The 23,044-nt window shown below is 74.3% G+C and carries 16 protein-coding genes; 7 read left to right on the plus strand and 9 right to left on the minus strand.

Going from position 1 to position 23,044, the window contains the following annotated elements:
* Positions 1-152: 152 nt before the first annotated feature.
* Positions 153-1,763, minus strand: a complete 1,611-nt coding sequence (locus tag ACSU53_RS28345; protein ID WP_437032294.1) for a sulfatase — start codon at positions 1,761-1,763, stop codon at positions 153-155.
* A 1,301-nt stretch (positions 1,764-3,064) separates the two neighbouring features.
* On the opposite strand from ACSU53_RS28345, the gene ACSU53_RS28350 reads away from it, so the two are divergent.
* From ACSU53_RS28350 to ACSU53_RS28360, 3 genes are all read left to right on the plus strand, one after another.
* Positions 3,065-3,307 (plus strand): DUF397 domain-containing protein, encoded by a 243-nt coding sequence (locus ACSU53_RS28350; RefSeq protein ID WP_437032296.1) that lies wholly within the window; start codon positions 3,065-3,067, stop codon positions 3,305-3,307.
* Positions 3,308-3,485: 178 nt separating this feature from the next.
* Positions 3,486-4,388, plus strand: a complete 903-nt coding sequence (locus tag ACSU53_RS28355; RefSeq protein ID WP_437032298.1) for a universal stress protein — start codon at positions 3,486-3,488, stop codon at positions 4,386-4,388.
* A gap of 161 nt (positions 4,389-4,549) precedes the next feature.
* Complete coding sequence (locus ACSU53_RS28360; RefSeq protein WP_437032300.1) at positions 4,550-5,047, plus strand: hypothetical protein; 498 nt, start codon at positions 4,550-4,552, stop codon at positions 5,045-5,047.
* 102 nt (positions 5,048-5,149) lie between these two features.
* On the opposite strand, the gene ACSU53_RS28365 is transcribed toward ACSU53_RS28360, so the two are convergent.
* Entirely contained in the window at positions 5,150-6,286 is a 1,137-nt protein-coding gene (locus ACSU53_RS28365; protein ID WP_437032302.1) for an aminoglycoside phosphotransferase family protein, read from the minus strand.
* 232 nt (positions 6,287-6,518) lie between these two features.
* Here ACSU53_RS28365 and ACSU53_RS28370 point away from each other — a divergent pair, with 232 nt between their 5' ends.
* Positions 6,519-8,012 carry a DNA-binding protein NsdB gene (locus ACSU53_RS28370; RefSeq protein WP_437032303.1) on the plus strand — a complete coding sequence of 498 codons (1,494 nt, stop codon included), beginning with the start codon at positions 6,519-6,521 and terminating at the stop codon, positions 8,010-8,012.
* Positions 8,013-8,059: 47 nt separating this feature from the next.
* Here ACSU53_RS28370 and ACSU53_RS28375 read toward each other — a convergent pair whose 3' ends face one another.
* The 3 genes from ACSU53_RS28375 to ACSU53_RS28385 form a co-directional block, all read right to left on the minus strand.
* A complete protein-coding gene (locus tag ACSU53_RS28375; protein ID WP_437032305.1) occupies positions 8,060-9,475 on the minus strand; it encodes a PP2C family protein-serine/threonine phosphatase in 1,416 nt (471 codons plus the stop codon).
* 306 nt (positions 9,476-9,781) lie between these two features.
* Positions 9,782-10,876 carry a chemotaxis protein gene (locus tag ACSU53_RS28380; RefSeq protein ID WP_437032307.1) on the minus strand — a complete coding sequence of 365 codons (1,095 nt, stop codon included), beginning with the start codon at positions 10,874-10,876 and terminating at the stop codon, positions 9,782-9,784.
* 79 nt (positions 10,877-10,955) lie between these two features.
* Positions 10,956-12,545: an alpha/beta hydrolase gene (locus ACSU53_RS28385; protein ID WP_437032309.1), complete on the minus strand. Its 1,590-nt coding sequence runs from the start codon at positions 12,543-12,545 to the stop codon at positions 10,956-10,958.
* Positions 12,546-12,831: 286 nt separating this feature from the next.
* Here ACSU53_RS28385 and ACSU53_RS28390 point away from each other — a divergent pair, with 286 nt between their 5' ends.
* Positions 12,832-13,269, plus strand: coding sequence for a chaplin (locus tag ACSU53_RS28390; RefSeq protein ID WP_437032311.1), 438 nt, complete (start codon positions 12,832-12,834; stop codon positions 13,267-13,269).
* A 21-nt stretch (positions 13,270-13,290) separates the two neighbouring features.
* Here ACSU53_RS28390 and ACSU53_RS28395 read toward each other — a convergent pair whose 3' ends face one another.
* The 4 genes from ACSU53_RS28395 to ACSU53_RS28410 all read right to left on the minus strand — a co-directional run bounded on the left by ACSU53_RS28395 (position 13,291) and on the right by ACSU53_RS28410 (position 20,002).
* The gene (locus tag ACSU53_RS28395; protein ID WP_437032313.1) at positions 13,291-14,028 is read right to left on the minus strand and encodes a class I SAM-dependent methyltransferase; all 738 of its coding nucleotides are present in this window, start codon (positions 14,026-14,028) and stop codon (positions 13,291-13,293) included.
* Positions 14,025-18,383: an aminotransferase class I/II-fold pyridoxal phosphate-dependent enzyme gene (locus tag ACSU53_RS28400; RefSeq protein ID WP_437032315.1), complete on the minus strand. Its 4,359-nt coding sequence runs from the start codon at positions 18,381-18,383 to the stop codon at positions 14,025-14,027. Before ACSU53_RS28400 ends, ACSU53_RS28395 begins: the two co-directional genes overlap by 4 nt.
* Positions 18,384-18,502: 119 nt before the next feature.
* Entirely contained in the window at positions 18,503-18,988 is a 486-nt protein-coding gene (locus ACSU53_RS28405) for a nucleoside deaminase (protein ID WP_437032317.1), read from the minus strand.
* Positions 18,989-19,561: 573 nt separating this feature from the next.
* On the minus strand, positions 19,562-20,002 hold the full coding sequence (locus ACSU53_RS28410) for an SPW repeat protein (RefSeq protein WP_437032319.1): 441 nt from the start codon (positions 20,000-20,002) through the stop codon (positions 19,562-19,564).
* A gap of 438 nt (positions 20,003-20,440) precedes the next feature.
* Between ACSU53_RS28410 and ACSU53_RS28415 the strand changes: the two genes are divergently transcribed.
* On the plus strand, positions 20,441-21,331 hold the full coding sequence (locus tag ACSU53_RS28415) for a glycoside hydrolase family 19 protein (protein ID WP_437032321.1): 891 nt from the start codon (positions 20,441-20,443) through the stop codon (positions 21,329-21,331).
* A gap of 110 nt (positions 21,332-21,441) precedes the next feature.
* A complete protein-coding gene (locus tag ACSU53_RS28420) occupies positions 21,442-22,821 on the plus strand; it encodes a phospholipase (RefSeq protein ID WP_437032323.1) in 1,380 nt (459 codons plus the stop codon).
* Positions 22,822-23,044: the final 223 nt, after the last annotated feature.

Genomic DNA, 23,044 nt, shown 5'->3' on the forward strand with positions numbered 1-23,044 from the left:
GGGACCAGTAATCCAGGCGGGCGCGCTCAGGGCAAGAGCGGGGCGGCACGAATTCCCCGCCTCGCCCCGCCCCGCCCCGGACACCGGACACCGGACATCGGACTTCGGAACCCTCCGCTCCGGCAGCGGCCGTACGAACCGGGCCGGCCCGGTCAGTCGCGAGGAGCGGCCGCGGACCGGCCCCCGTCCGGGCCGTAGGCCGTCATGAAGCGGTCGCGGAAGCGGTCCATGCCCCAACTGGGGGCGTCGGGGGCCGGCTTGAGGCCGTCGGTCCACCCCCAGTCGTCGATCCGGTCGAGCACCTTCTCGTCCCGGGCGACGACCGTCACCGGCACCTCCTTGCTCGGGTCGCCGTCGACGACCGCCGGGACGGGCTGGTGATCGCCGAGGAACACCACCACGGTGTCCTCGTCGCCGTACCGCTCGATCCATTCGATCAGGCTGCGCAGCGAGTACTCGACGGCCCGCCGGTACTCGGTGCGGATGCTCTCCGGGTTCTGCCAGACCTCCTTGGGGTCGGTGCCCTCCTTCTTGATCCGGTGGAAGACCGACCCGTCCCCCAGGTCCTCCCAGTCGATCATGCGGGCGATGGGGGACCAGGGGTTGTGGCTGGACGCCAGGATGATCTCGGCCATGATCGGAGGACGGTCCGCCTTGCCGTGCTCCAGCCGCTGGAACGCCTCCATCGTGAACTGGTCGGGTACGGGCGTCCAGCTGAAGTACGGCCCGTGGTAGCCGAGCTGCTCGGAATCGTAGATGTGGTCCAGGCCGAAGAACTTCCCCTCCGGCCAGGCCCGCCGCACGCCGGGCACGATGCCGACGGTGCGCCAGTCGCCGGCCCGGCGGAAGTAGCTGGTCAGGGTCATCCGGTCGCTGGTGGTCAGGCTGCGGTACCGCTGCTGGTTCTTGATCCACAGGCCGGACAGGAACGTCGAGTGGGCCAGCCAGCTGCCGGCGCCCGTCACCGGCGACTTCAGCCAGCCGCTGCGGGAACCGAACCCGGCCGCCGCCAGCCGTTCGGTTCCCTCGGACAGGACCGCGTCGGTCTCCGCGGCCATCTCCGGGTGGTCGATCGCGGTCCGGCCGTAGCTCTCCACGAAGGTGAACAGGACGTCCTTTCCGCGCAGTCCGGTGAGCAACTGGTCGGGCGGGGTGTCCGCGAACGCGTCGACGGCCGCCTGCTTGCGGAAGACCCGGGCGTCCCGGATGCCCGCCTGCACCTGCTCCACCCGGTTGCCCAGCATCTCCGCCGTGCCCTTGGTGGCGACCCGCACGCCCGACACCTGCACGCCCAGGGTCACGCAGGTGATCCACGCGACGCAGAGAACCAGCGTGGTGCGGGCGGCAGCCGCACGGTGGCGGGTCATCAGACGGGTGACGCGGGTCATGGCCAGCGTCATCAGCAGGAGCAGCAGGACGAACAGCACGACCGCCCCGACGACGGCCAGCACCTGACCGCCCCGGCCGAACGACTCCCGGACGAAGTCCGTGGCGTCGTCCAGCAGGATCCAGTCGAGCACCAGGTCGAACGGCCGGGCCAGCACCTGGTAGAAGCCCATGTCGAGGAACTTCAGCATGGTGAGCAGACCGAGCAGGACACCGGTCACGGCCGCCGCGATCCGCCGTGGGCGCGGCGGCAGCGCGAGCAGCAGGGCCGCGAGGAGGATGCCCTCGGCGGGCAGGCGCAGGAACGCCTCGGGGGCCAGCCGTTCCACGCGGTTGGGGACGAGCAGCGCGAACAGCACCAGGGCCCCGGCCAGCACCGTCGTCCCGACGGTGACGCCCCGCGCCGCCCGCGGATACCGGCGGCGCCAGCCGGACCGTCCGGCCGGCAGCGTCCCGGACCGCGCCTCCGGGGCGGGGGACGACTCCGTGTCCCCGGAGGTCCCGGGCTCCGCCGGCTCGCTGGACCCCGGTTCCGCCGGCCGGGCGGGCCCGGACTCCGACCGCCCGGCGGTCGCCGGTTCGGCCTCCTTGGCCGGCCCGTGCTCCGCCGGACCGGTGGAGCGGGACCGGGGCTCCGTCGGTGGGGTGGGGGCCGGCCCGGTCTCGGTCTCGGTCCCGGGCGCGGCCTCCGGTTCCCGATCCGGCCCGGGTTCCTGCTCGGTCTGCGGTTCCTGCTCGGTTTTCGGTTCCTGGTCCGGCTGCGGTTCCTGCTCGGTCTTCGGCTCCCGGTCCGGCTGCGGCTCCTGCTGCGGTGCGGGCCGACGCGCGGGCGGCCCGTCCGTCGTGGCGGTGGGCTCGTCCGGTGCCGACCGGCCCCGGCCGGGTCCGGGCGCTTCGCCTCGCTCGGGCCTCGTCCCTCCGTCGTCCTCGGGCTCCGGCCCGCCGGTGTCCTCACGGCGGGCCGCGTCGGACCGGTCAGGATCAAGGCCCCCGGCGGATCCTGGCCCGGAGCCCGCGGCGGATCCCGGCCCGGAGCCCGCGGTGGGCACCGGCCCGTCGTCCGCCGTGGCGTCGGCCCCGGCGTCCGGTGCGGTCCCGTCCGCCGGTCCGTTCCCGTCCCCTCGTCCGCCCCCGTCCTGCCCCGGGCCCGCGTTTGCCTGCCCGTGCGCGTCCTCCGTCCCGCGCGGATCAGGAGTGTCCGGAGCGGGCGTCGTGCGGGGGGCGTCGTCCCGGGGGACGTCGTCCGGGTCCGCCCCGCTCCCGGGAGCGTCCGACAGCCTGCGGGAGCGAGTGAAGAGCGACACCCGGAGGTCCTTCCGTGCGGTGGTGCGATGGCATGGCGAACAGGACCCGTCACGGGGCCCGCCCCCAGCAGTACGTCCGCAGGTCGCCCCGTGTTCAATGCCGGTTCCGGCAGACCCCCGGGACATCGCCTCCCGGCGCCGCGGCGGCCCGTCCCGCCGTCGGGTGACCGCCGGACCGCCTCCCGCCCGGCGGAGGGCGGATCGTGCCCGCCGGCGGGTGCTTCCCCGTCCGCGCGGGCCCGCCGGCGGACGACGGACCCCCGGCTCGCCCCTCCGCCGTCCGAGCCCGGCAAAGGTACTTCTCACGTGGCCTGTCGAGGGGCCGGACCGATCGCTAGGCTGGCCGCGGACGACGACCCGGGAGGAGCACGGACGTGGCCGAGAGCACCACCCAACAACGCCCGCCGACGGGCTGGGACAAGCCGGACCTGGACCTCAGCGAGGCACAGTGGCAGTCCAGCAGTCGCGGCCTGGGCGATGTCCAGATCGCCTTCGTGGAGGGCTTCATCGCCATGCGCAACGGCGGCCGCCCGGAGAGCCCTTCCCTGATCTTCACCCCTGCGGAGTGGGGCGCGTTCGTGTCGGGGGCCCGAGAGGGGGAGTTCGACCTGACGTGAGCCGGCCCGTGCGGGGCCCGGTGCCCGCCCCGGCGCGCGGAGCGCGAGGTGCCCGCCCGCCGACGGGTGTTCACGTCGGATTTCCGGACACGCGAGAGGAAACACCGTACCCGGGCCGGGTCTGAGCCAGGCTGGCCCCGGCGGAACCCGAACGTCGTACCCCGGAGGCGAGACATCCATGAGCATCCAGCCGGTCGTGGCGGCGGTCGACGGCTCGCAGGACAGCCTGCGCGCCCTGGACTGGGCGCTCGACGCCGCGCGCCGGCGCGGAGCCCCGCTGCGGGTGGTGCACGTGCGCCAGTACGCCCCCTGGCCGCAGGCCGAGGCCCTGGCCGCGGCGCCGCCCGATCCGGACGACGACGCCGTGCTGGAACAGGTGCGAGACCACCTGAAGGGCCGGACCGGCCTGCCGGACGTCGAGTACACCGCCCTCGACGGCGCCCCCGGCGCGGTCCTGCCGGAACTCGGCGTGACCGCCGGACTGCTGGTGCTCGGCTCCCGGGGCCGCGGCGGCTTCGCCAGCCTGCTCCTCGGCTCCAACTCGCTGGCCGCGGCCCGCGACGCCGAGTGCCCGGTCGTCGTCGTGCCCCGCCCCCGCGAGCAGACCGACGACGACGCCCCGCCCGCACCCGGCCCCCGGGTGGTGACCGGGCTCAACGTGGACAGTCCGGACGAGGCCACCCTCGCCTTCGCCGTCACCGAGGCGGCCCTGCGCGGGGCACGGCTGTCCGTCGTCGCCGCCTACCCCTGGCCGCTGCAGACCTGGATGCTGCCCGGGGAGATGCCCCCGCCGGGCATCGACCAGGACGCCGTCGAACACGAGAGCCGCGTCCTCGCCCGGGGCTTCCTCGCCCCCCACCGCGAACGCCATCCCGAGGTCGCCGTCGACATCCTGACCCTGCCCGGCGACGCGGCCGGCCACCTGGTGGACGCCTCGCGCGGTGCCGGTCTGGTCGTGGTGGGACGCCACCGGCGGCGGCTGCTGGCACCGGCCCGCATGATGGGGTCCGTCACCCAGGCGGTCCTGCTGCACGCCGCCAGCCCCGTCGCGGTCGTCCCGCCCGCCCCCGCGGAGGAGTAGGCCGGGCACCGGCCCCGCGGAGGAGCAGGCCGGGCACCGGAGGACGGCCGGGGATCCGGCACCGGGGCGCCGCGCCCCCTCCGCTCGGACGTCCGTGCGGCACACGGGATGCGGCGCCGGCCCACGACGTGTCCCGCGGCCCGGCCACGTACCATGGCGGCATGTCGTTCCTCCGCCGCCGCAGCGCCACGCCCGCCGGGCCCGACTTCGACGTACTGGCCATGGACCCGGGCGACTGGCCCGGCAACCTGGGCGCCGGCCTGCTGCCCGCCCCCGACGGCAGCTGCCAGGGCGTCTTCCTGCGGTACGACCTCTTCGGCGGCCGCGGGCCCGCCATGATCATCGGCAACCTGCCGGAAGGCTCCCCGGCGCGCGACATCGCCGAGGACGAGATCCCCTTCGAGGTCGGGCAGCTGCTGCTCGCGCTGGAGAACGACGAGGACATCACCGTCGTCGGCACCGAGGACGTGCCGGTCATGCAGGGCGACAACCTGCTGATCGTGCGCCGCGTGAAGCTCTCCGAGAGCCGCATCTCGTGCGTGCAGTTCGACCGCAGCGACAAGGTCCTGGTCACCATCGCCGCCTGGGACCGCCCCATCACCGACGACCTGTACGCCCTCCTCAAGCCGCTGCCCGCGGAGCTGTTCCAGCAGGGCTGAGCGGACGGGCCCCACTCGCTCCCGCCGCTCGCGATCGACGCCGGACGCACGAAGGTCCGCGGTCCGTCCGGTTCCGGACGGACCGCGGACCTTCGCGTCGTGTCAGCGGGTACCGACCGCCGCGCGCACGGCCCGGCGGGCCAGCTGGCAGTCGTCGTGCAGCCGCCGCAGCAGCAGCCGCTGCTCCTCGCCGGACGGCACCGCACCCGGCTGGGCCGTGCCCGGCGCCGTCGGGGCCGGGTCGTGCATCGAACGCTGCACGGCCGTCTCGTAGGTCCGGATCTCCCGGGTCAGCACGAGCATCAGGTTCACCAGGAACGCGTCACGGGAGGCCGGACCGGCCGCCTGCGCGATCTGGCTGATCTGCCGCCGCGCCACCGGGGCGTCCCCGAGGACCGCCCACAGCGTCGCCAAGTCGTAGCCCGGCAGGTACCACCCCGCGTGCTCCCAGTCGACCAGCACCGGGCCCGACGGGGACATCAGGATGTTGGACAGGAGCGCGTCGCCGTGGCAGAACTGGCCCATGCCCTGCCGCCCGGCCGCGTGCGCGATGCCGTGCAGCAGCTTCTGCAGGTCGCCCAGGTCCCGGTCGGTGAGCAGACCCAGCTCGTGGTACCGGGCGATGCGGGCCGCGTAGTCCAGCGGCGCGTCGAACGTGCCCGCCGGCGGCCGCCAGGCGTTGAGCCGGCAGACCGCGCCGAGGGCCGCCCTGATGTCCGCCCGCGGCGGCGCCTCGACCGGGTGCCGCTGGAGCGCCGCCGCCCGGCCCGCCATCCGCTCGATCACCAGCGTGCAGTGGTCCGGATCCGCCGCGATCAGCCGGGGCACCCGCACGGGCGGGCGGTGCCGGACGAACGAGCGGTAGGCCGCTATTTCGTGGCGGATCCGCTCCGACCAGGCGGGGGAGTGGTCCAGTAAGCACTTGGCGACCGCCGTGCTCCTGCCGGTCGTCCCGACCAGCAGGACGGACCGTCCGGTCCGCCGCAGCACCTGCACCGGCGCGAACTCGGGGCAGATGCGGTGCACCGAGGCGATCGCCGTGCGCAACTGGGCGCCGTGGGGGCCGGACAGGTCGAGCCGGCCGCTGAGCGGCTGCGTGCCGGGCCCCGCGGCGCGGCGTGCCCGGGGTGCGCCCAGGGCGGGGGCCGTCGGGCGCGCGGGGGCGAGGTAGGGGCCGCCGTCCGCCGGACGCGGACGGAGCCGGGGCGGGGCGGACACGGAGGACGATGCTGCGTACATGGGCGAAACAGATCCCTTCGTGTGCCTGCGACGACAGCGCACCACCCGGCCCGGAGCCCGGCACACCCTGGGGAGTGTCCCCGCGGCTGCCGGGTCGTGGTGGCGCATTCCTACTCGACACCCGATGTCCCCTGGCACACCATCTGGCGCACCCTGGCGAACCCTGGCGAATAGTCGCCCGGCATCTTTCCCGGGGCTACTGTCAACTCAGCCGAGAACCTGGGGGCTTGACGTGAGCGGACAACCCAACACCCGTCTCTCGGACCTGTTCGGCCTGGCCGGCTGGTCCAAGGGCGAACTCGCGAGGCTGGTCAACCGGCAGGCGGCGGCCATGGGCCATCCGCAGCTGGCGACCGACACCTCCCGGGTGCGGCGGTGGATCGACATGGGAGAGATCCCGCGCGATCCCGTGCCGCGGGTACTGGCGGCGCTGTTCACCGAGCGTCTCGGCCGTGTCGTGACCATCGAGGACCTCGGTCTGGTCCGGCACGGGCGTGCGGGGAAACGGTCGCGCGGCGGGAGTGCGGAACATCCCGACGACGTGCCGTGGGCGCCCGAGCGGACGGCTGCGGTCCTCACCGAATTCACGGGAATGGACCTCATGCTCAACCGACGCGGCTTGGTGGGCGCGGGCGCCGCGCTCGCCGCGGGATCCGCACTCAGCAGCGCCATGCACGACTGGCTGCACTCCGACCCTGCCCTGGTGGCCGACGCTCCCGGCTCCCCCCGTCCCCTGCACGCCGACCCCGCCGGGTTCGACCGGTACGAGGCCGCCCCCATCGGGTCGCAGGAGATCGAGGAACTGGAACGGTCCGTGGAGGTGTTCCGTGCCTGGGACGCCGCCCGCGGCGGCGGCCTCCAGCGCAAGGCGGTGGTGGGCCAGCTCAACGAGGTGGGCGGCATGCTCGCCTACCACCACCCTCCCCATCTCCAGCGGCGCCTGTGGGGCGTCGCGGCCAACCTCGCCGTGCTGGCGGGCTGGATGTCGCACGACGTCGGCCTGGAACCCACGGCCCAGAAGTACTTCGTCATCGCCGCCCACGCCGCCCGGGAGGGCGGCGACCGGCCGCGCGCCGGCGAGGCCCTGTCCCGGGCCGCCCGCCAGATGGTGCACCTGGGCCGCCCGGACGACGCCATGGACCTGATGAAGCTGGCCCAGTCCGGCTCCGGCGAGGAGGTCCTGCCGCGCACCCGCGCGATGTTCCACACCGTGGAGGCGTGGGCGCAGGCGTCCATGGGCAAGGGGCAGGCGATGCGCCGCACCCTGGGCCGGGCCGAGGACCTGTTCGTCTCCGACAAGGGGGACGTGCCGCCGCCGAGCTGGATGCAGCTGTTCAACGAGGCGGACCTGTACGGCATGCAGGCGCTGGCGTACCGCACGCTCGCGGAGTTCGAGCCGCAGGCGGCCACGCACGCCCAGCACTATGCGGACAAGGCGCTGGCGCTGCGCGTCGACGCCCAGCAGCGGTCGAAGATCTTCGACTTCCTCTCCATGGCCTCGGCGTGCTTCATCGCCGACGACCCCGAACAGGCGGACCGGTTCGCCCGCCTCGCCCTGGTGTCGATGGGCCAGAACTCCTCCCACCGCACCTGGGACCGGCTGCGCGAGATGTACCGGCTGACCGCCGCCTACTCGGGTTACCCGCGGATCGAGGAACTGCGGGAGGAGATCGAACTGGCGCTGCCGAAGCCGCGCGGGAAGGGCGGCGGGGGCACCCGGGTGTGACCCCGGGCGGGGCCGGCCGGCGGTGCGCGTGCGCCCGGGACCGTGCCCTACGCGGTGACCCTGGCGACCAGCAGGCAGCCGTCGTCCTCGCGCCGTTCCTCCCCGAGCTCGTGGGCCACCGCACGGACGCAGTCCTGCACGGTGGCGGCCGGGGCGAGGCGTGGGGCCAGGGCCAGGAGCCGGTGCGCGCCGGCGGCTCCGGGGGGTCCGGGCAGCAGGCCCTCGGTGTGCAGGAGCAGCAGGTCCCCCGCCTGAAGGGTCGTCGCCGCCTCCCCGTAGCGGGGGCGGGCGGCGGCCCCGAGGAGCACGCCGTCCGGCGCGTCGAGGATCCGCCCCGTCCCGTCGCGGAACAGCAGCGGGGCGGGGTGGCCGGCCTGCGCCCACACCAGTGAGCGGGACGCGGGCCGGTAGCGCAGGCAGAGGGCGCTGCCGAGCACCGGGTGGTCGGCGGTGTCCACCAGCCGGTTCAGACAGGTCATCAACGGGCCCGGTGCGGTGTCCGCCGTGCCCAGGGCCCGCACGGCGCCGAGCAGCATCGCCAGCGCCGGGGGCACCCCGGCCCCCTGGCCGGTGAGGTCGCCGACGGCCAGTTGCACGGTGCCGTCGGGCAGGTGCAGGGCGTCGTACCAGTCGCCGCCGGTCCCGGCCGCCGCCGCGGGCAGGGACAGCGCGGCGACCTCCAGGGCGCCGGGCCCGGTCGGCGGCAGCCGCAGCAGGCCGCGCCACACCGGCCGTACGGCCTCCCGCAGTTCGGTGGCGATCCGGTCGCCGGACGGGCCGGCGGCCGGCTGCGCGGAGCGCAATGACGCCCGGCTCTCGCTCACCGCCCGGCGGCAGCGCCTCAGTTCGCTGACGTCCCGCAGCACGGCCCACATGGAGGCGGTGCCGCCGTCGGCGCCGAGCACCGGTTCGCCCATCATGTGCACGGTCCGCACGGCACCGTCCGGGCGCACCACGCGGAACTCGCCGTCGATGGGCCGGGCGTCGATCAGGCAGTCCGTGACCATGCCGGTGAGCGTGGGCCGGTCCTCGTCGTGCACCAGCGAGGGCAGCTCGTCGAGGGTGAGGGGGGCGGTGCCCGGGTCGCGGCCCAGGATGCGGTAGAGCTCCTCCGACCAGGTGGCCTCGTCGGTGAGCAGGTTCCACTCGGCGCTGCCGACGCGGCTCAGCAGGGAACCGCGCCCGGACGACGGGGACCCGGCGGGCGCCGGGCCGTCGGCGGTGCCGGGCGGCCCGTCCCGCAGCTGCGCCAAGTACCGCCCCACGTCGTCGAGCTGGTGCACCGTCAGGTCGTACAGGGCGCGCTGCCAGCGGTCCTCGGGGCCGGTCCCGTCCGCCGGTGTGCCCCGGCGCGCGGCGTCCACGTCGCCCTTGAGGCGCCGGGCCCGGGTCAGAAGCGTGTCGACGGGGCCGCGTCCCGGCGGCCGGGCGGCGGGACGGTCCTCGGAGAGGTGGGACGGCATGACGCACTCCGATGCGGGACGGTGGGGCCAGAGGCGGAGGAAGGGACCGCTACGACTGTCGCACAGCGCGCGACGGCCCGTAAGGGATTCGGCAACACACGATACGGCGGTGCCTCCGGCATATGTCACGGTCTTCACGGAGTTACTCCGCGGTACCTTCGCCGGCCCGTCCGGGTGGTGCAAGTTGCGCGCGAGCAAGGGTAGTTGACGTGACACTCCCACCCGTACCACGTGTCACCCGGGTGTTCGGGACACGCACATGTGTGCCCGGCCGGGACCGGTGGGGGAGGGCCCCCGCCGGCCGCCTCAGTAACGCAGCACGCCCGCCATGCCCACCTCGTCGCCGAGGGTGCCGTCCGGGACGAAGTGGACCTCGGCGCCCGTCTCCAGGCACTGCTCGACGATCTCGTCCACGATGTCCTCGCGGGCGTCCAGGTCGCCCTCCTCGGCCGGCACCAGGTGCTCGCCGTCGTCACGCACCGTCAGCCGCAGGTTCTCCTCCACGGCCAGCAGCCCGACGCGGCCCTCCAGGGCGCTGCGCCACAGCTCGTCCACGCCCGCGGCGAACTCCTTGCGGCTGCGCGCCGCTTCGAGGGCCTGGAGCACCTCCTCGGTCCGCCGGCGCGCCTCCGCCTCCAGGACCGGCCGCAGGGCCTGCCACACGGCGTCGGGCGTGCTGTGCGTCAGTCCGCCGTGCGGGACGTGCACCGCGTCCCGGGTGACGGTGCCGGAGTCGTGCAGCAGCGACAGCGCCGCCTGCTCCCCGGTGACGTAGAGCCGGCGCGGCCGGTCGCGCAGCACCTGGGCCACGGCCGCGTCGGCCGCGCGCAGGAACCGGCGGGTGTCCTCGTCCCGGAAGCTGCTCGGCTGGTCGCCCACCCGTTCCTGCCGTTCCGGGTCGAAGTTCGGCTCGGAACGGACGAGGGGGAAGCCGCCGGCGGTCTCCTCGGCGACCCGGTCCACCCCGCCGCTCCACAGCGTGGCCCGGTCCGCGGACACGGAGAGCACCCAGAACGGCTGCTCGGCCGTGTGGGCGGAGACCAGGTTGCGGGTCAGGAAGGTGTCGGAGAGGACCACGCGCTCGGGCACGGAGCGGGCGAGCGTCCACACCTGGTGCTCCCCCGGGGCGGCGAAGATGGCCAGGCCGTCCTCGGTGTGGCTCAGGTCGACCTCGGACAGGGCCCGGTCGAGTTCCTCGGACACCTGGGCCCGGCGGTCCCGGCTGACCGCCGGGTCGGCCTCCAGTTGCTTCTTGGCCTCGGCGACCATGTTGCGCAGCCGGACCTGGTCCTGCGTGTTGAGGGGATCGCGCCGGTGGGTCGGTGTCAGCACGGACACCGCGGGGTAGGGGCGCGGACGGCGAAGCTCGGCAAGGGTCGTGGGACTCAGATCGTGCTCCATGACAGCACCATAGAACCGATTCCCGGGTACGGCATCGGGGACAAGTCCGGACACGTCCCCGGGGTCCTGCGGTGCCGGCTCAGCGGGCGGTGTCCTCCTCGGAACCGCACGAACTCCCGTCGCGGGGCAGGGAACCGTAGCGCAGGAAGTCGTCGGCCTTGCGCTGCACGCACTTCGACGAGCCGTAGCCGGTGTGCCCCTCCGCCCGGTTGTCGAGCACCACCGCCGACGGACCCAGCCGCTCGGCCGTCTCCACGGTCCAGCGGTACGGCGTCGCGGGGTCGCCCCGCGTGCCCACCAGGAGCATCTTCGGCGTGTCGAGGTCCTTGACGTGGTCGCGGATGTAGTCGGTGCCCTTGGGGCGGCCGTAGCACATCAGCACCTGCGCGAGCCGGTACGGGCCGAAGACCGGCGAGGCCTTCTCGTAGCGGGCGCGCAGCCCGGGCAGGGCCCGGGTGATCTCGTCGGCGGACGGGCGGTCCGGGTCGTCCGCGCAGTTCACCGCCATCAGCGCCGCCGGCAGGTTGTCCAGCGGGATCTCCTCCTCGTCCGCGAGCGGCTCGTGCTCGCGCACCGGCAGCGGAGCGGTCACCCCGCCCGTCGCGAACGCCTCCACGCCCCGGGTGTCCCCGTCCTCCATCAGCTGGGCCAGGGCCCGTTGCAGCAGGGGCCACAGCTCCCTGCTGTACAGGCCCTGGCCTATCGCCCCGGCGAGGTCCTGGCCGGTGAACTCGAAGCCGAAGTCCGTGGCCACCGGGTTCTCGTCGAGGGAGCCGACGAGGTCCAGCATCTGCTCGCGCGCCGTGCGCGGGTCCTGCCCGAACGGGCAGGCGATGTCCCCGGTGCACCAGGTGAGGAAGGACTCCAGCGCCTTCTGCTGCCCGGCCGCGCCCGCCAGCCCCTGCTCGGCCAGTGACCCGGTCAGCGTGTCGACGCCGTCCAGCACGAACCGGCCGACCTTGTCGGAGAACTGCGCCGCGTACACCGCGCCCAGCCGGGTGCCGTAGGAGAAGCCCAGGTAGTTCAGCTTCTCGTCGCCGAGGACCGCCCGCATGACGTCCAGGTCCCGGGCGACGTCCACGGTGCCGATGTGGGGGAGGACCGGGCCGGAGTGCTCGGCGCACTCGGCGGCCACCTCGCGCAGCTGGGTCATGGCCTCGCGCGGGTTCATGTCCTCGCCGTCCGTCGCCTCCAGCGCCTGCCCCGTGGCCTCGGCACCGCAGCTGACCGGCGCGGAACGGCCGACCCCGCGCGGGTCGAAGGAGACCACGTCGTAGTCGTCGGTGAGGTTCATGAACTCCTTGCCGCCGTGGGCCAGCCCCAGGACACCGGAACCGCCCGGACCGCCGAAGTTGACCACGACGGAGCCGCGCGGCTCGCCGGTGCCCCGGTACCGGGCCAGGGCCAGCTCCAGCGTGCCCTTCCCGGGTGCGGAGTAGTCGACGGGGACGGTGATCCTCCCGCACTGCAGGTCCTCGGGCATCTCCATGCCGTCGCACTTCGACCAGGTGATCCGCTGGTCGTAGAACCGGCTCAGATTCGGCTCGTCCCGCCCGGCCGTCTCCGCGGTGACCGCGGCCGGCAGCCCGAGGCCCAGCAGGGCCAGCCCGACCGCGCCGGTCACCGCGCAGCTGCGGACCGGGGGTCGCGTGGACAGCTTGCTCAGCATGGATGCCTCCCAGCGGCACTGCGCTGCGGACCGGGAACCGGCGCCCCCGCTCACCCTAGGCGGACCTCGCCGGACCCGCCTGCCGGCCGGGCGGGGGCGGGCCCGGCGCCGGAGGCGGTCCGCGGGAGGGGTGCGCGTTCGACGCCTTTGCCCGGGGTTCGAGCCGCGGGCCACCCGAGGGGGTGAACGCCGGACGAGGTGCGGATGGGCCGCACCCGTGGGCGGGTCCCGGCGTTGAGCCGGGTGCGGGCGAGCGCCCGCGACGACGTCCGGAAGGCAGGAAACGATGGGACGGATCACTCGGAGCGGCATGATCGTCCTCGCCGCCGCGTCCGGCGCGCTGGCCGTGGCCGGGCCGGCGCACGCCGACGCCGGGGCGGAGGGGAGCGCGACCGGGTCGGCGGGCCTGGTCTCCGGCAACGCCGTCGAGCTGCCGGTGGACCTGCCGGTCGACGCCTGCGGGAACACGGTGGACGTGGTGGGGCTGCTCGACCCGGCTCTGGGCAACACCTGTGCCGAGGAGGACGCGGCCGTCCCGGCGCCCCCGCCGGCCGAGGTGCCCCCGCACCCCCTCCCGGCGCCCCACCCGGACCCGCACACCGAGCGGACGGAGCTGGCCGAGACCGGCTCCGCCGGCACCGCCGCGCTGGCCGGGGCCGGCGCGGCCCTGTTCCTCGGCGGGGTCGCCCTGCACCGCCGCTCCCGCCCCCGGCCGCAGGGCTGACACCGCACGGTCCGGCCCGCGTCAGGCCGTTCCCCGGGACACCCCGGTGAGCAGCACCATCCCGGAGTCCCCGTAGTCCGGCAGGGTGGTGTCGCTGTCGATGCGGGTGACCGTGAGCTCGCGGGTGAGCGGCGTGAAAACGCGGCGCACCGTGTCCGGGTCGACCGGGCAGCCGGGCCAGCGCGAGGCCGGACCGATGCGGTACGTCGGCATGTTCTCCATGAACGCCGCCACCAGGTGGCCGCCGGGGCGCACCGTGCGCACGAAGGCGCGGCAGAAGGCGGTGAACTCCGCGAGGTCCTCGGTGGCGCCCTCGGCGACGAAGTGCATCGAGGCGAGGCCGTACGCGCCCGGCGGCAGGTCGCGCACGTCCCCGTGCACCACGTTCACCGGCGCCAGCGCCCCCGCGAGGGTCGCCGGCACGTCCGGGTCGAGGCGCCGGCACAGCGCGTGGAACTCCTGCCAGCTCGCGTCCGGCCGGTGCTGCAGCTGCTGCCGCAGGTAGGCCACGTTGCTCGCCCCGGCCTCCACGGCGTCGATCCGCCGGCTCACCGCCGACGCGAGGATCAGCGGATACAGGTTGGGGCCCGCCCCGAACTCCACCGACCGGTCCACCGAGCCGCGCGGCAGCCGCCGGTAGTAGGCGCAGTGGTGCGCGATCACCGCGGCGTCCGAGGGGTGCACGTCGCGGTAGTTCTCCGCCAGGTAGTCGGCGACCGGCCAGCGGTCCCAGTCCACGTCGTCGTTGTGGGTGGTCATGACGTCCGGTCCCTCGCCTTCGCCCGCAGCGGGAAACGCGCGGCCAGCCGGGTCAGCGTCCCGGCCAGCCGGTCCATGTCCTCGTCGGAGTTGAGCGTGGTGATCTGGACCCGGAAGCCCACCCGGTCCCGCGGCACCAGGGGGTAGGCCGCCAGCGTCACGTAGATGCCCTCGTCCCACAGGTAGGAGCCGACCGCGTCGAGGTCGTCCGGGTCGGCGAGCGGGATCTCCACGATGGGCAGCCGGTCGGTGTTCAGGGTGTCCACCCCGAGACCGTCGAGGTGGTCGAGCAGCCGCACCGTCTTGCGGTACAGGTCGGCCCGCATCGCGTCGCCGCGCCGGTCGTTCACGTCCAGCCCGGCCAGCGCGGTGGCCAGGGACGCCGTCGGGGAGGGCCCCGAGTACAGGTACGGTGCCGCCGCCGTCTTCAGCCGGTTCTTCAGGTCCGTCGGCAGCGCGAGGAACGCCAGCAGCGACGAGTACGCCTTGGAGAACCCGCCGGTGAGCACGATCGAGTCGTAGGTCTCCCCGGTGTGGCGCACGATGCTGTTGCCGCGCAGTCCGTACGGGCACGGCTCCGTCGGCCCGCGTTCGCCGATCACCCCGAACCCGTGGGCGTCGTCCACGTACAGGGTGGCGCCCGCGGCCCGGCAGATCGCCGCCAGGTTCGGCAGGTCCGGGATGTTGCCGCTCATGCTGTTGACGCCGTCGAGGCAGACCAGCCGGGGCGTGCCCGCCGGCACCGAGTCCAGCAGGGTGTTGAGCTCGCCCGGCCGCTCGGCGTGGAAGCGGTGCAGGGTGGCGCCCTCGGCGCGCGCCACGACACAGCCGTCGTACAGGGTGCGGTGCGCGGTCGCCTCCACGAACACGTGCCCCTGGTCGGCCAGGACGGGGATGACCGAGGAGTGCATCAGGGTGAGCGTCGGCAGCAGGAGGGTGTCGGGGGCGCCCAGCAGCGCGGCCAGGCGCTCCTCGATGTCCGGGTACAGCCGCGGACTGCCCAGCAGCCGGGACCAGCTCGGGTGCGTGCCCCAGCTGCGCACGGCGGGTTCCACGGCCGCCATGATCTCCGGGTCCCAGTCGAAGCCGAGGTAGTTGCAGGACGCGAAGTCGATCAGCCAGTGGTCGCCGCTGCGGATGTGGCGCCCGCGCACCTCGTCCAGGACCGCGTCGCTCATCGGGCTGGTGCGCCGGAGCCGGTCCAGTTCCGAGCGGTGTGCCCGCCGGCGCACCCGGGCGGCCCGCGCGGCCTGGTCCTCGACGGCCCCGCGACGCTGTGCGAGCCCGGTCCGGGCGGGACCGGGCGCGAAGTGCCGCCGGCCGGGCCGGCGCAGCACGTGGGCGCTCTCCTCCACCGTCATGGGGCGCGCGAACAGGTAGCCCTGGCCGAAGCGGCACCCCATGCCCGCCAGCAGGTCGCGCTGGTCCGACTGCTCGATCCCCTCGGCGATCACCTGCAGCCCGAGGGTGTCGGCGATCCGCACGATGCCCTCGACCAGCGCCACCTGCTGGGTGTCCTGCGTGATGTCGTCGATGAAGGTCTTGTCGATCTTCAGGACGTCGATGGGGAAGTCGCGCAGGTAGCGCAGCGAGGAGAAGCCGGTGCCGAAGTCGTCGACCGCGATGTGCACCCCGAGGTCCTTCAGCGAGTCCAGGACCGAGCGGATCCGGTCGTCGTGGCGCAGCAGCACCGTCTCCGTCAGCTCCAGCTGGAGGGACCCGGGCACCAGTCCCGGCGTGCGCAGGGCCTCGCCGACCTGCTCCACGAACCCGACGTCCCGGAACTGGCGCGCCGAGACGTTGACGCTGACGTACGGGGGCCGGTCGGTGCCGTGGGTGCGCTGCAGTCCGGCGATGTCGCTCACCGCGTTCTCCAGCACCCAGGAGCCGAGCGGGGCGATGTGCCCGGTCTCCTCGGCCAGGCCGATGAACCGTTCGGGCGGCACCGCGTCGTACGACGCCTGCGGCCAGCGCACCAGGGCCTCGAAGCCGACGACCTCACCGGCCGTGATGTCGACGACGGGCTGGTAGCGCAGCGTGAACTCCTTGCCGGCCACCGCCCGCGCCAGCTGCGTCTGCAGGTCGTGGCGTTCGATCATGCGGTCCTGCAGCAGCGGCCGGAAGCGCCGCCACTGCCGCTTGCCGGCGGCCTTCGCGGCGTACAGCGCCAGGTCGGCGTGGCGCAGGAGTTCCTGGGCGTCCGAGCTGTCGCGGGCCGTGGCGAGCCCGACGCTGGCGGAGACGGTGACCGACTCGTCGGCGAGCTCGAAGGGCCGGCCGACGGTCTGGATGATCTGCGCGGCGAGCACCTCGGCGTCCCTCGGCTCGCGGGCGTCCTCCATCAGCACGGCGAACTCGTCCCCGCCGAGCCGGGCGGCGGTGTCGGTGCGGCGCAGGGCCCGCGACAGCCGGTTGCCGACGGCGACGAGCAGGCCGTCGCCCGCCGCGTGCCCCAGGGTGTCGTTGACGAGCTTGAAGTCGTCCAGGTCGATGAAGAGCAGGCACACCAGGGACGATTCACGGCGGCCCCGCAGCAGGGCGCGTTCGATCCGTTCCAGCAGCAGGGTGCGGTTGGGCAGTCCGGTCAGCGCGTCGTGGAAGGCGCGCTGGGTCAGCTCGTGCTCCAGGCGCCGCTGCTCGGTCACGTCCCGCAGGGTGACCACCAGCCCGGCCACGGTCCGCTCCGCACGGAAGTCGCTGCACCGCACCTCGACCTCGACCCGGCCGTCGCGGCGCCGCACCCACCAGTGGTCGTGGCCCGCGCGGGACTGCCGCTCCCGCACGGCCGCCAGCTCCCGCACGGCGCGCTGCCGGTCCGCGGGGTCGAGCAGTCCGGGCAGGGACTGGCCGGTGAGGTCGGAGGTGCCGAACACCGACGCGGCCGACGGGCTCGCGTACCGGATGGTGTCGTCGTCCTCCACGATGAGGATGACGTCCGAGGCGTTGCGCACGAGGGTGCGGAAGTAGGCCTCGTTCTCCCGCCGGATGATCTCCTTGCGCAGCACCAGCCGTTCCATCGCCAGCCCGACGTGGGACGCCAGGATCTCCAGCGGCCCCCACGCCTCCGCCAGGGCCCGCTCGGGGCCCGCCACGAGCAGCACCCCGGGGACGCGCTCGGCCGGGCGGTCGGGCTGCGTCATGGGGCACACCAGCACGGCGGGCATGTCCTGCAGGGCGGTGGCCAGTTCGGGGCCGAGGGCGTCCGGGGTGAGGAGCCGGGTGCCCTCGGGAGCGAGGTCGGCGACCCGGTCGGCGGGCAGCAGCAGGGTCCGGTGGCCGACGTCCGGCCCGAGGACGCGGTCCACGGCCGTCTGGCAGGAGAACACCACCTCGCTCGGGCGCACCGCCGACACCAGGCTGGCCCCGGTGCCGTGCAGGGCCAGTTCGCGGGAGACGGCCCGGCGGTGGGCGAAGACCATGCTGCCCAGCCGGAGGATGACCAGCAGGAACAGTCCCGCGGAGAAGGCGGCGATCACGGTGGCGTCGTGCGCGCTGTGGGTGACCCCCTCGTAGAGCAGGATCGCCGGGGCGATGAGGGTGGCCACCGCGAGGACCACCAGCCGGTGCGGCGGCGGCAGCAGGGAGGGGGAGCGCCGCTGGGGCAGCGCGGTGGTCAGCCGGACCATGGAGGGGTGCAGTGCGGCCAGCCCCCAGGCCGCGTAGAAGACGATCCACCCCGCGTCCAGCAGGGTGCCCACCTGCCACATCGCCCTGAGCTGGAGGATGCCGTAGCCGATGTCGAAGACGAGCAGGGCGAGGGTGCCGATCACCAGCAGCCGGATGGACCGGTCCGCGCTGCTGAGCGGGGCCGGGCTCAGCAGCCGCGCCAGCAGGGCGAGGACCAGGACGTCGCCCAACGGGTAGGCGATGCTGATCGCCCGCTGCTGCCAGCTCAGCCCCTGAACCTCGGTGAGCGGCTGCACCAGGAACACCCACACCGGCAGGGCGAGGCCCGCGGTGACGATCAGCGCGTCCAGCAGGCTCGGCAGGTCGCGGTCCGGACAGCGGTACCGGATGAGGCCGGACAGTCCGACGGCGAAGAGCGGGTAGGTGGTGAGGTAGAGCGCGTCCGCGGGGGACGGGAAGGGGTTGGAGGCGTCGAAGTACTCCTCCATCACGTTGTAGTACGTGTCGCCCGCGACGAACGTGAGCAGTCCTCCGGCGAGCGCCCACCACGGCCAGGTGCGCGCGGGCCGGTTGACCCGGATGCCGACCACGACGGCGGCGACGCCCGAGAGGCCGATGGCCGCCCACAGCGGCGCGCAGGCCGCGGGAACCGCCAGGTAGACGACGGTCGCCACGACGACCCACGCTGTGAAGCCCGCCATCAGGCGGGCCGCCGGAAGCGAGCGCATACGCCGTCCCCCGTCGGGGAGACCAGGGGAGCCGGGAGCCGGTACCTGGTCTGACTGTCCCGACGATGGTAGACACCGGGGTTCGGGCCGTGCATCTCGAGCACCCGGCCCGGTTGTGGTCAGCCGTCGCCGCGGTGGTACCGCCGGTGCAACTCCTTGATCTCGGCGGCGAGTTCGGGGACGGGTCCGGCGACCTCCACCCCCGGCGCGACCTCGGCGACGGGCAGCGGCCGCACCGGCGGGGCGGGCACGCCGAACTCGGCGAGCCAGTCGGTCAGCTGCGCGGACGAGGCGGCGTACACGATGCGTCCGAGGCCCACCCAGGCGTGCGCGGCCGCGCACATCGGGCAGTGCTCTCCGGAGGTGTACACCGTGGCGGCGGCGCGCTCGGCCGGCGTCATCCGCTCGGCGGCCAGGCGGGCCAGCTCGAACTCGGGGTGCCGGGTGCGGTCCCCGGCGGCCGTGCGGTTGCGGTCCTCCGCCAGCACCGTGCCGTCCCCGGCGACGAGGACGGAGCCGAAGGGATCGTCCCCCGCCTCCAGTGCCTCGGCCGCCAGTTCCACGCAGCGGCGCAGGTGGGGCAGTTCGCTGTCCTTCACGACCATGACCGGCCTTTCTCGCAGGGGGTGACCACGGTTCCCGGTCAAGGGAAGCCCGGCCTGTGGACCCTACCTGCCCGTCCGCCGGGCCGCCGGGCCGCGCCGCGTGCGCACGAGCGCGGGGCGCGGGACCACGGCGGGCGGACCGGCGGGCGGCCGCCCCCCGAGCCCGGCCCGGCACCTCGCGGTCGTGGCGCTCGCCGGGGACGAGCCGCTCCGCGCGGCCCGCCCGGAGTCGGTCCGCGGTACCGGGGCCGGCCGGTTCGGTCCGCGGTACCGGGGCCGGCCGCCGGGCTGCGGGGGGCCGGCACGCGGCCGCGCCGCAGCGGCCGGAACACTCACCGCACGCCGCACGCCGCACGCCGCACGCCGCACGCCACCCCGCCCGGGCAGCGGTGAAGCGCGGCTGCCCCGGTGCCTTCGGGCGGACGCCTCCGGTGAGAGCCGTCCGCCCTGGAGTGCCGGGCCCGCCGCGCTCACCACCACGCCTGTGCAGGTCCACCTCCCGTGGGTCGGTGCCCGCTCGTCGGGGGCCGGGGTCGCCCGGCCGCCCGGTCCCGCGCGGACTCGGCTGTGGTGCTACGTCCTCCGGGTGCTCCGCGCCGCCGTGGCGAGGCACACCGTGCCCAGGATCACCGTCAGGGCCCCGATGACGATGTTGTTCCAGATGACTCCGGCGTCCGGGCTCTCGCCGACGATCCACGGCGAGACGATCATCCACAGCCCCATGGCGCACATGGCACCGCTGAGCCCGTACATCCGGGCCGGAGCGGCGGTGAAGCCGAGGGCGAGCAGCCCGATGGCGATGCCCACGATCAGGTTGTGGGGCACCAGGGCGGGCTGACTCGTCGTGTAGTGGAGGATCCACGGGGACACCGCGCAGTACAGACCGAGGAGGAACACCGGTCCGTCCACGAGGGCCACGTCGCGACCGCCGAGGACGCGGTCGTAGCGGGCGCGCATTTCGGAGGCATCGGGGTGGCCCGTGATGTCACCCCTGGGGTGCGAGACGTTGGCCATGGCCGTCTCCTTCGCTGGCCGTCCTGACCGCGTGTGACGCGGTATGCGGTAGGTGCCGCGATTGCTCATTCTGCTCTTGTTTCTCCCTTATGTGTAGGGGAGGGAAGGCCCTTCCGGTCCCGGCCGGGCGGGGCACGGCGTGCGCGGTGCGGGGCGTCCGGCCGAGGGTGGAGGGCGCCGCGGGACGCACGGGGGCGAGGGCGGAGGGCGTCGCGGGGCGCACGGGGACGAGGGCGCCGGGGCCGGGCGTCGCGTATCGGCCAACGTGACTGGTCTAAACCCTTGACTGGTACAGACCAAAGCGGTTGAGTGTGCGTCCATACCCCCCCACCACGGCCGCCCCACCGCCCGTGACCGGTCACCGGCGCGCGCCCACGGGCCCGCGTCCGAGCGTAGTCCCCCGCTGGAGCGGCCGTGTCCCGCAAAGGAGTTGGACCCTTGTCGAGACACCGCATCGCCGCCGCGCTCACCGTGCTCGCCCTGGCCGGCAGTGCGCCCGTGCTCCTCCCCGCCTCGCCCGCCTCCGCCGCCGCGTGCTCCAGCTACCCGAACTGGCAGGCCGGGAAGTCCTACAACGCCGGTGACATCGTGCGCTACACGGACGGCCGGGCGTACATCGCCGAGCACGCCAACCCGGGTTACGACCCGGTCATCAGCACCTGGTACTGGGAGCCGTACGCCTGTGACAACGGGCCCGGGGCGCCCGTCGGGGACTTCGTGGTCTCCGAGGCCCAGTTCAACCAGATGTTCCCGAACCGGAATTCCTTCTACACCTACAGCGGGCTCAAGGCCGCGCTCGGCGCCTACCCGGGCTTCGCCAAGACCGGCAGCGACACCGTGAAGAAGCAGGAGGCCGCCGCCTTCCTGGCCAACGTCAGCCACGAGACCGGCGGTCTGGTGCACGTGGTGGAGCAGAACACCTCCAACTACCCGCACTACTGCGACTGGGGACAGCCCTACGGCTGCCCGGCCGGCCAGGCCGCCTACTACGGGCGCGGACCGATCCAGCTGAGCTGGAACTTCAACTACAAGGCGGCGGGCGACGCCCTGGGCATCGACCTGCTGGGCAACCCCTGGCTGGTGCAGAACGACTCGGCCGTCGCCTGGAAGACCGCCCTGTGGTACTGGAACACCCAGACCGGTCCCGGGACGATGACCGGGCACAACGCCATGGTCTCCCAGGCGGGCTTCGGCCAGACCATCCGCAGCATCAACGGCTCGCTGGAGTGCGACGGGCGCAACCCGGCGCAGGTGCAGAGCAGGGTGAGCACCTATCAGCGGTTCGCCCAGATCCTCGGGACGACGCCCGGCGGCAACCTCTACTGCTGACACGGACGGTGCGCCGTGGTGTCATGCACCTGACCGCCACTCGCCGTCACGGCCGTCGCGCGCCGGCGTCCCGCCGCGCGACGGCCGTCCCCGGACGAAGGGCACCCACCATGCGCACCCCCCACGCCCTGCTGGCCGCCTCCGTCGCGGCCGTCGCGCTGGCCGCGACGGTCGCGGCACCGGGACGGGCCGCAGGCGCCGACGCGGTCCCGCCGCCCGGCGCCTACTACGTGCAGAGCGCCGTCACCGGGCTCAACGCCTCCGACCGCGGCGGCGCGGTCGAGCAGCACAGACCCCGCGGCGACGAGGACCGCCAGCAGTGGCGGCTGCGGGTCCAGGGCTCCTCGCACCTCCTGGAGAACACCGACGCCCCCGGCTCCTGCCTCGGCCGGACCGCGGACCGGGCCCGCACCGTCCCCTGCGGCAGCGCCGACGCCCCCTGGACCGTCACCCCCGTGGGCGACGGCCGCTTCACCCTCGCCGCGCCCGGGACGGACCGGCGCCTGGCCGTCGCCCCCAAGCCCGCCGGTGCCGTCCACCCCGCCCCGCTCTCCGTCGGCGCCGCCCCGGACGACCTCGCCGCGTGGTACCTCACCCCGGTCGTTCCGGTCACCTCCCCCATGCCGCCCCCGGACCGCCGCACCCTCGACCAGGTCACCTTCCTGACCTCCCACAACGCCTACGCCAACGGCGTCGACGGCGGGTTCGCGCCGCCCTTCGTCAACCTCTTCCCCAACCAGACCCGCGGTATCGAACGCCAACTCGCCGACGGCGTCCGCGGTTTCATGCTGGACATCCATCAGACCCCGGACGGCGCGATCCTCTGCCACAACAGCTGCACCCTGGTCAGCCGGCCCGTCGCCCTCTGGGTCGACCTCCAGCGGATCGTGGACTTCCTGCGCTCCCACCCCGACCAGTTCGTCACCGTGTTCCTGGAGGACTACGTCGACCAGGAGGTGCTGCGTGCCGAACTCGCCCGCGTCGACGGCCTCCAGGACGTGCTGTACCGGCCCGACCGCACCGGGGTGCGGCAGAACGGCTGGCCCACGATGGCCGAACTGGCCGCCGCCGGGCACCGGTTGCTGATCTTCACCGACCGCACCCGCGCCTCCGACGCGGCCGGCGGGGTCACCCGGGACACCTTCGGCGTGATGTACCAGCGCGAGTGGACGGTGGAGAACCACTGGTCCATGGGACCGGGGGTGGGCGCCTCCGACTGGTCCTGCTACAGCCGGTGGTACGACGCCGGGACCACCCTGCCGCTCACCCGCACCGAGCCCGGCTTCCGCCCGCTGTTCGTCATGAACCACTTCCGGGACGTCCCCCTGGCCTCCACGGTGGGCACCGACAACGCCAAACTCGCCGACCGCGCCCGCCGGTTCTGTGAGCCCGCCGCCCGCAAGAAGCCCACGTACCTCGCGGTGGACCGCTACGACCTCGGCGACCCGGCGGCCGCCGTCGCCGCGCTGAACACGTACACCTATCCGTAGGTCCTGTCGTCCATTCCCGTCGTCCGCCCGCAGGGCGGCGCACGGCAGACGGAATGTGGCGACAGGGCCTCGCCGCACCGTCGCGCGACGGTGCCACCGCCTCCCCGCGCGACGGCCGGCGGGCAGGCGGCCGGGCCGCGGGCCCGGCCCCTGCGTGCTGCCGGTGCGGCACGCCTCCCCCGCACGCCGCCCCGCCCGGACTGGCGCGTCCGTGGGTTTTACG

Origin of the sequence: Streptomyces sp. enrichment culture (assembly GCF_964273255.1) — a bacterium.
In the GTDB taxonomy this organism is placed as follows: Bacteria; Actinomycetota; Actinomycetes; order Streptomycetales; family Streptomycetaceae; genus Streptomyces.